Consider the following 12,935-nt stretch of genomic DNA (forward strand, 5'->3'; position numbering starts at 1 on the left):
CCAGACATCCTGTTCACAACAGAGGGGTGATATCTGACCACTCGGATAGCTTCAACCTACTGTTCCGACACAGACCATCACGCTTTCAGCGGAACTCCATTCACCCACACCGCCCGCGTGGCCCTGTCATCGCCCATCATGATGGTCGGGAACAAAAGCTCCCATTCTGTCTTGGCACGCTCGGCCCGTTGTCGGATCGCATCCGTTGATTTCAGATCAAGAACCACCAGGTCGGCCTCTGCCCCAACAAACACATTGCCGATCTTGTCATCCAGCCGCAAGGATCGCGCCGACCCCACCGTGGCCAGCCAATAAAGCTGCGCAGGGTGCAAGGGCGTGCCTTTCAACTGGCCGATTTCATAGGCTGCCGCCATGGTGCGCAACATCGAAAAGCTCGACCCGCCACCTGTGTCTGTCGCCAGGCCAATCCGCTGGCCCTCTGCCATCAACCCCGGCATGTCAAACAGGCCAGATCCGATAAACGTGTTAGAGGTCGGACAGTGAATCAGGCTGGCATCCACTTCTTTCAGTCGGGCCCGTTCGCGATCCGTCAAATAAATCGCATGGCCATAAAGCCCCCCTGCCCCCAGCAGGCCAAACTGTTCGTAGGTATCCAAATAGTCACGCGAGGCGGGGAACAGTCCCTGCACCCATTCGACCTCATCCGTTTGTTCGGACAGGTGGGTCTGCATCAGACAATCGGGGTGTTCCGCCCACAGAGCACCCATCGCCTCTAGCTGTTCAGGTGTGGAGGTTGGCGAAAACCTTGGGGTGATCGCATAATCGATCCGCCCCTGCCCGTGCCATTTTTCCAGCAAGCGTTTGCTGTCATCATAGCCGGTTTGCGCGGTGTCACGCAGCCCCTCCGGGGCGTTGCGATCCATGCAGGTCTTGCCAGCAATCACCCGTTGCCCGCGCGCGATTGCGGCCTCGAAATAGGCATCAACGCTCTCGGGGTGAATCGTGCAATAACTGGCAACGGTGGTTGTCCCGTTTGACAGCGTCAGATCCAGATGGCGGGCAGCCACATCATCGGCGAACGCCTTGTCGCCAAACTGCATCTCCTCGGGGAAGGTATAGGTGTTTAACCAATCAATCAGCCGCTTGCCCCAACTGGCGATCATGCCGGTCTGGGGATAATGCACATGCGCATCAATGAACCCGGCACTGATCAGGCAATCGCCATAATCGGTCACTTGGGCGTCTGGATATGCCGCGCGCAACACGTCCGCCGTACCGACAGCGGCAATATGTTGGCCTTCGACCAAAATGGCGCCCCGGCGCTCCCATACGGCGGCCTCTTCAATCGGTGTATGAAACGGATCACTTGCGAAACGCAGGACCTGACCCAGTAGCAAAGATTTTGTCGACATGTGCTGTCCTCCGTCGCCCAGAATACCGGGTCATGAAATCTGCGTAAATCACCGGATTATGCCTGTTTCTTTGAAGGTCTTTTGTCTAAAGTCGCGACAAACCGCGCAAGGCGGGCGCAGATTACAAGCCAATTCAAGGGGACAGGCATGGTCGAAGAGTTCATCGAAGCGGAAGAACGCGAAGATGAAGATTACTGGCTTGACGATACCCTGATCCCTTCGGTCCTGGACGCGGTAGAGGCACAAGACCGCCAAAAACTCGAAACCCTGTTCGAACCCCTGCACGCCGCCGATATTGCTGACCTTCTGGAACAGGTCGACAGCGATGAACGGCGAGAGATCATCTTGCTGGCAGAACGGCTGATCGACGGGGAGGTTCTGTCAGAACTCGACGAATCTCTGCGTGAAGAGGTGATCGAGTGCCTTCCAAATGAGCTGCTGAGCGAGGCCGTTCGCGATCTGGATTCCGATGACGTCGTCGATCTGGTCGAAGATCTTGAAGAAGAACAGCAAACGCAAATTCTTGACGCTCTGGAAAGTGCGGACCGCGCCGCAGTCCAGCAATCGCTGTCCTACCCCGAAGAATCTGCTGGTCGTTTGATGCAGCGCGAGGTGGTCTTTGCCCCCGAACACTGGACCGTTGGCGAAGCCATCGATTATATGCGCGCACAGGACGATTTGCCTGAAGAGTTTTATCACGTCATTCTCACCGACCCACGGATGAAGCCAACGGGCTATGTCACGCTGGGCCATATTCTGGCCCGTTCGCGTGCCACCAAACTGGTCGACATCACCGAAGACAGCTTTCGCCCAATCCGTGTCACCCAGCCCGAAGAAGACGTGGCTTATGCCTTCAACCAATATCACCTGATCTCTGCCCCGGTCGTGGATGAGGATGATCGGCTGGTCGGCGTGATCACCATTGATGACGCGATGGCCGTGTTGGACGAAGCCCATGAAGAGGACATCTTGCGTCTGGCCGGTGTGGGCGAGGAAAGCAGCCTGTCGGATACGGTTCTGGAAACGGCCAAGCAGCGATTTCCGTGGCTTTTCGTGAACCTTATCACCGCCATTTTGGCCTCTGCCGTGATCGCCCAGTTTGAATCGACAATCGCGGGATTCGTTGCGCTTGCGGTGTTGATGCCGATTGTCGCCTCCATGGGCGGCAATGCCGGAACCCAATCTCTGACCGTCGCTGTACGGGCATTGGCCACGCGTGACCTGACCGGGTCCAACACATTGCGCGTCGTCAGGCGGGAAGCGATAGTTGGCCTGTTAAATGGCTTGGTATTTGCGGTCGTAATGGGGGTGGTCGGAATGCTCTGGTTTGACAGTCCTGTATTGGGTGTTGTGATCGCAGTGGCCATGGTGATCAATCTGGTGATCGCGGGGCTTGCGGGCATCTTGATCCCGGTTTCCCTTGAAAAAATGGGGATTGATCCGGCGTTGGCCTCTGGTGCTTTTGTCACCACCGTCACTGATATTGTTGGGTTTTTCGCCTTTCTGGGGCTCGCGGCTTGGGTATTGCTATAATGGATCAATCAGAATTAGAGGCACAAAAAGCCGCAGCACGCAAAGCCGCCTTTGCCAGGCGTAAAATTGCCTTTGATCATGGCGATACCGGAATTGGCGCGGCCCGCCTGTTGGAAGTTCTAGAACCACATTCGGGTAAAACCGTTGCCGGTTACATGCCGATCCGAACAGAAATCAACCCGCGGTCGGCCATGGTGAAAATGTCTCAAACAGGTTTCGTGACCGTCCCGGTGATCGAGGCCGCAGGACATCCGCTGAAATTCAGCAGATGGACACCGGACTGTGAAATGGTCGATGGTCCCTTTGGTGCGCGTGTGCCTGCGGAAGGGATGTATCTGGACCCCGAAGTTCTGATTGTGCCCTTGGTGGCCTTTACCCGCGCTGGCGGTCGGTTGGGCTATGGCGGAGGTTTTTACGACCGTTCCCTCGAAGGGCTGCGCGCCATCCGCCCTACCTTGGCGATTGGTTTTGCCTTTGCCGCGCAAGAGGCCGACATGCTGCCTCTGGAACCCACTGATCAGCAGCTGGACATGATTGTGACCGAGGCCGAAGTCATCGATCTTCGGACATGATTGCCCATTAGTGTTGACGAATTACCGTGGGGGCGTGAGCGAAAACCGGTTGCCCTGCCCGTCCGGCTGGCCTAGCGAGGGGATATGAGACTTCTTTTTCTTGGTGATATCGTTGGCCGGACCGGTCGGAATGCGGTGATCGAACGGCTGCCAACCCTGCGGCAGGATTGGCGGTTGGATTTCGTGGTGGTGAACGGCGAAAACGCAACCTCTGGCGCGGGGCTATCCGGGGCGCACGCCAAAGCCTTGCTGGACAACGGCGTCGATGTTCTGACCCTGGGCGATCACGCCTTCGATCAGCGCGATATGCTAAGTTTTATTGATCAGGAACAACGGGTTATCCGCCCTCTGAATTTTGCCAAAGACGCGCCGGGCCGGGGGGCGCGGATCTATGATGCCGGGCGTGGGCGGCGGATTTTGGTGGCCCAGGTTCTGGGACAGGTTTTCATGAAGCGCCCCTATGATGATCCCTTCTCTGCCATCGATGCAGAGCTGAAGAAATTTCCGTTGGGCGGACAGGTTCAGGCCAGCCTGGTTGAGATTCACTGCGAAGCCACGTCAGAGAAAATGGGCATGGGTCATTGGTGCGATGGCCGGGCCAGCGTGGTGGTTGGGGCGCATACGCATATCCCGACGGCCGATGCGCAGATTCTGCCAAAAGGCACGGCATTTCAAGCAGATGCTGGAATGTGCGGCGACTACGATTCGGTCATTGGCATGGACAAGGCCGAACCCTTGCGCCGTTTCATCACCGGGATGCCCAAGGGCCGGTTCACCCCGGCAGAGGGTGAGGCAACGCTGTCGGGCCTCTTCGTCGAAACCGATGACCGGACCGGCAAAGCCACGTCGGTCAGGATGATCCGGGTGGGGGGTCGGTTGGAACAATCCACCCCGCTGGATTGACCCCGCCAGCCAATCGTTAACGCCAAAACCCTTGTCAGTATTACGTCGGTATTCCGACAGCCCTGCGGCGGTGGCAGAACGGAATTGGCGAAATTGTTAACAACCCAGCCTCCGCGCTGGCGTTCTGTTTCAGCATCCATCGAAAGTGACGCTTGTCACCTGTCGGAGGTTTGGCAATGATAGACGCAACACAGATTACGGGCAGGTGCAGATGATCGACCTAAGTTTTCTATCCCCCACAGGTGAGGCGATCCTAGCCTTGTCCATTGTTGCGGTGATGTTTGCCCTCTTCATGAAAGAAGCCTACCCGGCAGAGGTCGTGGCCATTGCCGGGTCTGCGGCAATGATGATCACAGGGTTGTTGCCTTACGAGGACGCCTTACATGTATTGTCCAACCCGGCTCCCTGGACCATCGCAGCGATGTTCATCGTCATGGGGGCACTGGTGCGCACCGGTGCGCTGGAAAAATTTACCAAGTTAGCTGAATCACAAGCCGATGCCCGACCCGGCGTCGCCATTGCCGCATTGCTGGCGTTTGTCATGCTGGCCTCTGCCATTATGAACAACACACCTGTTGTGGTGGTCATGATCCCGGTTTTCGTTCAATTGGCCCGGCGGCTAGATATACCTGCTAGTAAATTGTTGATCCCACTAAGCTACGCGGCGATCCTTGGCGGAACCCTTACCCTGATTGGTACGTCAACCAACCTGTTGGTTGATGGTGTGGCCCGCGCACGAGGTTTGGAGCCATTCACGATTTTTGAAATCACTCCACTGGCAATATTCCTGGTGATCTGGGGGGGAATTTATCTGCATTTCATTGCACCGCGATTGCTGCCGGTCCGCTCCAGCATGGCCTCGATGTTATCAGACAAGAAGCCAATGAAGTTTTTCACTGAAGTCGCTATCCCCGAAGAGAGCGAACTGATCGGGCAAAACGTCACTAATATCGACCATTTTAAACGAGGCGGCGTGCGTTTAATCGACGTCCTTCGTGGTGATGCGTCATTGCGGCGCGACTTGAAGGGCGTGGTGCTAGAAGCAGGCGACCGCGTGGTGTTACGTTCTCAGATGACAGAGCTGCTGGGGCTTCAGCAATCCAAAGACTTGCGGATGGTGGACAAACTGAGCTCTATCCAAACCACAACGGTCGAGGCGCTCATCTCACCCGGGTGCAAAATGGTTGGACGTTCATTGGGATCATTGCGACTGCGTCGCCGTTATGGTGTGTATCCTTTGGCGGTGCATCGCCGAAACCAGAACATCGGACGAAAACTGGATGATCTGGTCGTGCGGGTTGGCGACACGCTTTTGCTGGAGGGCGCGCAAGAAGATATTCAACGGCTGGCCGCCGATATGGATATGGTCGATGTTTCGAAACCGGCAGAACGCCCTTATCGGCGCAGTCACGCCCCAATTGCCATCGCATCACTAATGGGAATCGTCGTATTGGCGGCAATGGGCGTTGCGCCAATCCTGCTTTTGGCTGTTCTGTCCATGGCGATGATTTTCCTGACCCGCTGCATAGATTCGGATGAGGCATTTTCATTCGTTGATGGCCGGTTGCTGGCGCTGATCTTTGCCATGCTGGCTGTGGCCACGGCGCTGGAAACATCGGGGGCGATTGAATTGATCGTGGAACATATCGCGCCGCAGATCGCAGGGCTTCCGCCCTTTTTCATAGTTTGGGCAATCTATTTGCTGACCTCGGTTCTGTCAGAATTGATCAATCATGCGGTGGCGGTGGTGTTGACCCCGGTAGCAATTGGTTTGGCAATCCAACTGGGCGTCGATCCACGCCCGCTAGTGGTTGCGGTAATGTTTGCCGCCAGCGCCACATTTGCGACGCCAATCAGCTATCAGACCAACATGATGGTCTATGGCCCGGGCGGCTATCGGTTCACCGATTTCATGAAAGTGGGCATTCCCCTGAACTTGAGCGTTGGCCTCTTGGCCTCTGCCCTGATCCCCGTGTTCTGGCCTTTGTAGTCGCGCGCCTTACGCTGCTGCGTAATCTTCGGCCTCGACAGGCGGCTGATAGGACAGCTTGCGCTGTTCGCGGATCATATCAGCGATCCGCCCCATGGCGATGCCGCGCATAAAGAGGCTCGCCGGGATAAAGGCCCAGGCCGACACGATCCAGATCATGGATTGCGCCGAATTGGCATCAATCGGATCAAACAGAGAGGCGGCTGATTTCACCACCAGCGGGATCATGAAGGGCAGCAAAAAGCCCATGGAAATATTAATGCGTGCGTCCCGTGTCAGGCGGTCGACGACATCGCCCCCGGCTGTGGGGTCAAAGGTGGGCAGGTTGACCCAGACATTGAACTTGCCCCCTTTGGGCCAGCCCTGAACGCGGATCAGGATCACAAACACCGCCAAAGAGATCAGCGAAATCAAATAGGCCATCCCGGCATTGACACGAATAAGCGCGATGCTGCGCGGATCAGTGCCATCCGGGAACATGGCCAGAACCAGCCGGACCGGGCTGTAGGGGAAATCAATCGTGTGGCCGATCAGGGCACCCACGGCGGCAGTGAATTGTGTCAGCGTGGTCGGGTCGGTGCGCCCACGTGCGATGATGGTCAAGAGGAAGACGGTTAAAAACAGCGACAAAAACCGTACCCGGTTGAACGGCGGGGCGTCGCGAAATTCGACCAGGCTCGGGCAGCTGGAGGCATAATCCATAAAGACCAACCCACCGGCAAACAGCGCAATCAGCATCACGACCTGGGCCGTATCGGGGGGTGGGGCCGGCAACAGCAATGTCGGCATTGCAATCAGCAACACCGTCAAAAACGCGCGAACAATCGCACCTATGAGCCGAGAAATCACTGCCTTGCGCCCTCAACCAGCTGGGGCGCTGTGCATTGCAGCCCCCCGTTTTTTTTCGTCATCTCGCGCCAAATGTGGCGCTGTGCCTTATTTTTGCCCAATTTTTGCCCACTTTCCCCATAAGTCGCAAGGTTTCATTAACTTTGATCGACTCATTGCGGCAATTTCGTGGAGAAACTGGTGCGACTTTGCATCATTTCACCCAAGCAAAAGGGCCCCGAAAACGGGACCCTTCCAGATGTTGTGTTTGTGGGGCTTTCACCCGCTAGGGGTAGCAGAAGCGGCCTTAGACCCAGGGGCGGGCCTGTGCGGCGGCGGCCTCGTAAGTATTGATAGAGGCGGATTTTTCCATGGTCAGACCGATGTCATCCAGCCCCTCGATCAGGCAATGCTTCTTAAAGGCGTCGACCTCAAAGCTGAACGCCTCGCCATCCGAGGTGGTCACAGTCTGGTTTTCCAGATCAATGGTCACACGGGCGTTTTCGCCTTTTTCGGCATCTTTCATCAACACCTCGACCTGATCGGCGGGCAGCACAATCGGCAACATGCCGTTCTTGAAGCAGTTGTTATAAAAGATGTCGGCGAAAGAAGTGGAGATGATCACCTTGATCCCGAAATCCGCCAGCGCCCAGGGCGCGTGTTCACGAGAGGAGCCACAGCCGAAGTTATCGCCCGCGACCAGAATCTGCGTCTTGCGATATTGCGGCTGGTTCAGCACGAAATCGGGGATTTCCGTGCCATCCTGATTGAACCGCATTTCATCAAACAGGTTCACACCAAGGCCCGAACGCTTGATGGTTTTCAGGAACTGTTTTGGAATGATCATATCAGTGTCGATATTGACCAGCGGCATCGGCGCCGCAATTCCTGTGAGGGTCTCAAACTTTTGCATTACATCATCTCCCGAACATCGGTCAGTTTGCCGGTGACGGCAGCAGCGGCGGCCATGGCAGGGCTCATCAGGTGGGTGCGACCACCGCGGCCCTGACGGCCCTCAAAGTTGCGGTTTGACGTGGCCGCGCAGCGTTCACCGGGGGCCAGCTGGTCCGGGTTCATCGCCAGACACATGGAACAGCCCGCCATACGCCATTCAAAGCCCGCTTCGATAAAGATATCGGCCAGACCTTCCTCTTCGGCTTGGGCGCGAACCAGACCTGATCCCGGCACGACCATGGCACGCAGGCCGTCCTTGATCTTTTTGCCCTTCAGGATTTCAGCGGCGGCGCGCAGATCCTCGATCCGGCCATTGGTGCATGATCCGATAAAGACTGTGTCGATCTCGATCTCTGACAACGGGGTCCCCGGGGTCAGGTCCATGTAATCGAGCGAGCGTTGCGCCGCGCCAACCTTACCACCGGTGAAATCGCTGGCTGCAGGCACGCTTGCGGTGATCGGCAGCACATCCTCGGGCGAGGTGCCCCAGGTGACGACCGGCGCGATATCTTCGCCACGGATGGTGACGACCTTGTCCCAATGGGCGTCATCGTCGGAATAAAGAGTTTTCCACCAATCCAGCGCGGCCTCCCATTGCGCGCCTTTTGGCGCGTGGGGGCGGCCCAGAACATAGTCATAGGTGGTCTGATCCGGCGCAATCAGGCCAGCGCGCGCGCCGCCCTCGATCGCCATATTGCAGACGGTCATGCGACCTTCCATCGACAAATCGCGTATCGCCTCGCCGCAATATTCGATGACATATCCGGTACCGCCTGCAGTGCCGGTTTCACCGATGACGGACAGGGTGATATCCTTGGCGGTGACGCCGGGGCGCAGCTTGCCGGTGATTTCCACCTTCATGTTTTTGGATTTCTTCTGAATCAGCGTTTGCGTGGCCAGAACGTGCTCCACCTCGGACGTGCCGATGCCGTGGGCCAGTGCGCCAAAGGCGCCGTGGGTGGCGGTGTGGCTGTCACCGCAGACAACCGTCATGCCCGGCAAGGTCCAGCCCTGTTCGGGACCAACGATATGTACGATGCCTTGGCGCACGTCAGAGACCGGGTAGTAATGCACGCCAAAATCCTTGGCGTTTTTGTCCAGCGCTTCGACCTGAATGCGGCTTTCCGGGGTCATTTGCTCCGGGTTTTCGCGCCCCAGCGTTGTCGGGACGTTATGATCCGGCACAGCGATGGTTTTTTCCGGTGCGCGGACCTTGCGGCCGGTCATGCGCAGCCCTTCGAAGGCCTGCGGGCTGGTGACCTCGTGGACCAGGTGGCGGTCGATATACAGCAGGCAAGTGCCGTCTTCTGCCTCATGCGCGACATGCGCATCCCAGATTTTATCATAGAGTGTTTTGGGGGACATGTGCCCTCTCCCATATGTTCAGATTTTGAAAGTCCAATGGCGAAACGGTACGGGGGAAAACCCCGCACAGGGCGTCATAGCCCGGCAGTGATGGAAAGCGACTGTCCATAAAACCGCCAAGGTAAAAAGGCGCGGTCGTCGATATCATAGATGCGTTTCATGAGGCTGCCTTACACCCGTTGAAAGATTCCATCAAGCTGATGTTGATCACATTAGCCGCGCAAAGAAAATAAGGCTCATCCCCGCCCCGATCACAATGATCACAGTGCGCGTGATCACCGGTGGCAACACCCGGGCCAGCCGCGCGCCCGCATAGCCCCCGGCGATATTGGCCGCGGCCATAATTAGGGCCTGTGGCCAGACGACGATCCCGGCCAATGCAAAGGCCGCGACAGACACCGCCGACACCACCACCGACAGCGCGTTTTTCAACCCGTTCATCTGCGCCAGATCCGTCATCCCCCACAGCGCAAAGAGCGCCAGCATCACGATGCCCAACCCGCCATTGAAATAGCCGCCATAGGTCGACACGACCATCAGGCCAGTGGCTCCACCCAGCGCCAGCCCGCCTCCGTTGCGGCGGGTCCAAGCCAAGACCTGCTTTTGAAAGGCAAAGGAAAGGGTCGCGAAGAGCAATAGGAACGGCACAATCACGGAAAAGGCCGCGTTGGAGGATACCAGCAAAAGCCCGCCACCGATCAACCCGCCCAGCGCAGCCCAAATCAGACAGCGCCGCAACAACCCTGCAGGCAGGTCGGATACACTTTCGCGAAACCCTAAAACCGAGGCCGCATAGCCCGGAAAGACCGCAACCGCGCTGGTCGCGTTGGCGACCACGGGCGGCACACCTGCCCAGATCAGCGCCGGAAATGTCAGAAACGTTCCGCCGCCCGCAATGGCATTGATAATGCCTGCCCCAAACCCGGCCAGACACAGGATTAGATAGTCGCTCATCCTTCCGGCATAGGCGGGCAGACACGCGGCGGCAATGGAAAATTATTGTCGCCCACCGGTTGTCATGCCAGAGTGCCCGTATGGAGCAGGAAACAGAGATTATCACCCCAGAAGTTCAGAGCTTCATTGATCAAGTCCTGATCTTTGCCAACAGCCTGTTGTTGCCCTCGCGCCTGACGCAAGTGGGAATTCTGGTTGCAATTTTTGCGCTGTCTTGGGGGATCAACTATGTTGTCAGCCCCCGCATACATGAGTGGATGCGTGGCCTGGAAGGCCGGCCAAAATGGCAACTGCGTTGGATGCTGATCTTGTACCGCCGGATCAAGCTGATGCTGTTCATCCTGATGACTGGCGCCGCCCTGATCGTTATGCGCGATGTTTTGGGGATGTTTCCATCACGCTATCGGCTGATTGCGATTTGTGCTGCGATTTCTTTTGCCTGGTTTGCGATTGCACTTCTGGCGCAGGTGATCCGCAATTCCTTTTTGCGCCGGATCGTGCGGTTGGGCGGTTGGACCTATGTCGTCCTGTACTATCTTGGGTTTGTCGAAGCGACGATGGCGGTTCTGGACAATCTGGCGATTGAGTTCGGGGATTTTCGCCTGTCGCTTTATGCGATCCTCAAGGCGCTGGTGATCACCGGCATCCTGTTTGTCGCGGCCCGGCTGATCGCCACCACCTCGACCAACAAGATCAAGTCGAACAAGGATATCTCGCCCTCCATGCAGGTCTTGGCGGCGAAGTTTTTGCAATTGATCCTCTATGGTGCGGCGTTTTTCATCGGGTTAAAGGCCGTCGGCTTTGACCTGACGGGCCTTGCGGTTCTGTCCGGTGCCATCGGTGTTGGTATCGGTTTCGGTCTGCAAAAGGTCGTGTCAAACCTGATTTCGGGCGTCATCATCCTGCTGGATAAATCCATCAAGCCCGGCGATGTGATCAGCCTTGGTGAAACCTTTGGCTGGATCGACAGCCTGGGCGCACGTTATGTGTCCGTTGTCACCCGCGACGGGCGCGAATACCTGATCCCGAACGAGGACCTGATCACCGGCCAAGTTGTGAACTGGTCACATTCCAATGATCTGGTGCGATTGGATATCTATTTCGGCACCGCCTATGGCGATGACCCGCATGATGTGCGCCGGATCGCGATTGAGGCCGCCAAAAGCGTCGAACGGGTGCTCAGTTGGAAAGCCCCGGTCTGTCATATCGTGGGCTTTGGCGACAGTTCCGTCGATTACATCCTGCGGTTCTGGATTACTGACCCCACAGGCGGGCTGACCAACATCCGCGGCAATGTCTATCTGGCGCTATGGGATGCGTTCCAGGCCAACAATATCAACATTCCGTTCCCGCAACGGGAGGTTCGGATGTTAGCGGATAAGGACGAAGATCCTGGTAAGCCAGCAGTTGCCGACTGACTGCTGCCAAAATGTCACATCTGCGTCAGCCGTCATTGAGAATTCATATTCGCGATGTTATCTTGAACCTACGCCCTGCGCCGGGGTGTTGTTCGGCGCGATGGAAAGGAGGACACTGTCCTGACATATGCTGAGAACGTGGCTGGCGGAACAGCCGCTGCACATGCCCAAGCTGTGGGCGTTACAGCAAATTACTCTGGTGAACAGTTGCTAGAGCGTATCCTGACCTCTCTGACAGACGACAAGGCCGAAGAGATCGTGCAAATAGACCTGCGCGGCAAGTCGAGCATGGCTGATTACATGGTTATCTGCTCTGGCCGGTCCAACCGTCAAGTGGCAGCGATTTCGGAACATCTGGCCGACGATCTGAAGCAGGAATTTGGTATCCTGTCCAAGATGGAAGGCAAGGATCAGGGCGATTGGGTTCTGATCGATACGGGCGACATCGTTGTGCATGTCTTCCGTCCCGAGGTGCGCGAATTCTATCAGCTAGAAAAAATGTGGCTGGGGACGGCCGCGGGCCAGAACTAGGCCCCTCACCAACATGAAAGTTCACATTTGCGCGGTGGGCCGCCTGCGCGCGGGCCCGGAACGCGAGCTGATCGACGATTATGTCACTAGGTTCGACAGAACCGGTCGCGCCTTGGGGTTGGGGCCCCTGATCATCCATGAAGTTGAAGATAAAAAGGGTGGCGGCATGGAGGCCGAGGCCCAACTGTTGCGGCGCGCCATCCCAAGTGGCGCGCTGATCTGTGTGATGGATGAACGTGGCCGGGTGATGACTTCGCCCGATTTCGCCAACCAACTTGGCAATTGGCGGGATATGGGGCGCAGCGACGTGGCCTTTATCATCGGTGGCGCGGATGGCATTGCCCCGGCGCTGAGGTCAGAAGCCGATTTTGCCCTGAGTTTCGGCAAGATGGTCTGGCCCCACATGCTGGCCCGCACGATGCTGACGGAACAACTCTACCGCGCCGCATCAATATTGGCTGGCAGTCCGTATCACCGGGTGTAGCCCGTCGCACACCTGGCCACGCTTGATATA

Annotated in this window: 12 protein-coding genes; 7 read left to right on the top strand and 5 right to left on the bottom strand. The window is 57.1% G+C overall.

Annotated features, from left to right (window positions below):
• Nucleotides 1-77 precede the first annotated feature (77 nt).
• Nucleotides 78-1,373 carry a guanine deaminase gene (gene guaD, locus AC2D8P_RS12355; protein ID WP_484703063.1) on the bottom strand — a complete coding sequence of 432 codons (1,296 nt, stop codon included), beginning with the start codon at nt 1,371-1,373 and terminating at the stop codon, nt 78-80.
• A 147-nt stretch (nt 1,374-1,520) separates the two neighbouring features.
• On the opposite strand from guaD, the gene mgtE reads away from it, so the two are divergent.
• From mgtE to AC2D8P_RS12375, 4 genes are all read left to right on the top strand, one after another.
• On the top strand, nt 1,521-2,906 hold the full coding sequence (gene mgtE, locus AC2D8P_RS12360) for a magnesium transporter (protein ID WP_484703064.1): 1,386 nt from the start codon (nt 1,521-1,523) through the stop codon (nt 2,904-2,906).
• On the top strand, nt 2,906-3,478 hold the full coding sequence (locus AC2D8P_RS12365) for a 5-formyltetrahydrofolate cyclo-ligase (protein ID WP_484703065.1): 573 nt from the start codon (nt 2,906-2,908) through the stop codon (nt 3,476-3,478). The genes mgtE and AC2D8P_RS12365 overlap by 1 nt, the downstream gene beginning before the upstream one ends.
• An 84-nt stretch (nt 3,479-3,562) precedes the next feature.
• On the top strand, nt 3,563-4,381 hold the full coding sequence (locus AC2D8P_RS12370; protein WP_484703067.1) for a TIGR00282 family metallophosphoesterase: 819 nt from the start codon (nt 3,563-3,565) through the stop codon (nt 4,379-4,381).
• A 211-nt stretch (nt 4,382-4,592) separates the two neighbouring features.
• Nucleotides 4,593-6,371: an SLC13 family permease gene (locus AC2D8P_RS12375; RefSeq protein ID WP_484703068.1), complete on the top strand. Its 1,779-nt coding sequence runs from the start codon at nt 4,593-4,595 to the stop codon at nt 6,369-6,371.
• Nucleotides 6,372-6,380: 9 nt separating this feature from the next.
• On the opposite strand, the gene AC2D8P_RS12380 is transcribed toward AC2D8P_RS12375, so the two are convergent.
• From AC2D8P_RS12380 to AC2D8P_RS12395, 4 genes are all read right to left on the bottom strand, one after another.
• Complete coding sequence (locus AC2D8P_RS12380; protein ID WP_484703069.1) at nt 6,381-7,220, bottom strand: hypothetical protein; 840 nt, start codon at nt 7,218-7,220, stop codon at nt 6,381-6,383.
• A 286-nt stretch (nt 7,221-7,506) separates the two neighbouring features.
• Nucleotides 7,507-8,112, bottom strand: a complete 606-nt coding sequence (gene leuD / locus AC2D8P_RS12385) for a 3-isopropylmalate dehydratase small subunit (RefSeq protein ID WP_484703071.1) — start codon at nt 8,110-8,112, stop codon at nt 7,507-7,509.
• On the bottom strand, nt 8,112-9,518 hold the full coding sequence (gene leuC, locus AC2D8P_RS12390; protein ID WP_484703072.1) for a 3-isopropylmalate dehydratase large subunit: 1,407 nt from the start codon (nt 9,516-9,518) through the stop codon (nt 8,112-8,114). The genes leuD and leuC overlap by 1 nt, the downstream gene beginning before the upstream one ends.
• Nucleotides 9,519-9,725: 207 nt before the next feature.
• Nucleotides 9,726-10,472, bottom strand: coding sequence for a sulfite exporter TauE/SafE family protein (locus AC2D8P_RS12395; RefSeq protein WP_484703074.1), 747 nt, complete (start codon nt 10,470-10,472; stop codon nt 9,726-9,728).
• Nucleotides 10,473-10,552: 80 nt separating this feature from the next.
• On the opposite strand from AC2D8P_RS12395, the gene AC2D8P_RS12400 reads away from it, so the two are divergent.
• The 3 genes from AC2D8P_RS12400 (at nt 10,553) to rlmH (ending at nt 12,905) form a co-directional block, all read left to right on the top strand.
• Nucleotides 10,553-11,890, top strand: a complete 1,338-nt coding sequence (locus tag AC2D8P_RS12400) for a mechanosensitive ion channel family protein (RefSeq protein WP_484703075.1) — start codon at nt 10,553-10,555, stop codon at nt 11,888-11,890.
• 138 nt (nt 11,891-12,028) lie between these two features.
• A complete protein-coding gene (gene rsfS / locus AC2D8P_RS12405; protein WP_484703076.1) occupies nt 12,029-12,421 on the top strand; it encodes a ribosome silencing factor in 393 nt (130 codons plus the stop codon).
• A gap of 13 nt (nt 12,422-12,434) precedes the next feature.
• Complete coding sequence (gene rlmH / locus AC2D8P_RS12410; RefSeq protein ID WP_484703077.1) at nt 12,435-12,905, top strand: 23S rRNA (pseudouridine(1915)-N(3))-methyltransferase RlmH; 471 nt, start codon at nt 12,435-12,437, stop codon at nt 12,903-12,905.
• Nucleotides 12,906-12,935 lie beyond the last annotated feature (30 nt).

This window comes from Roseovarius sp. YIN77 (assembly GCF_057219155.1).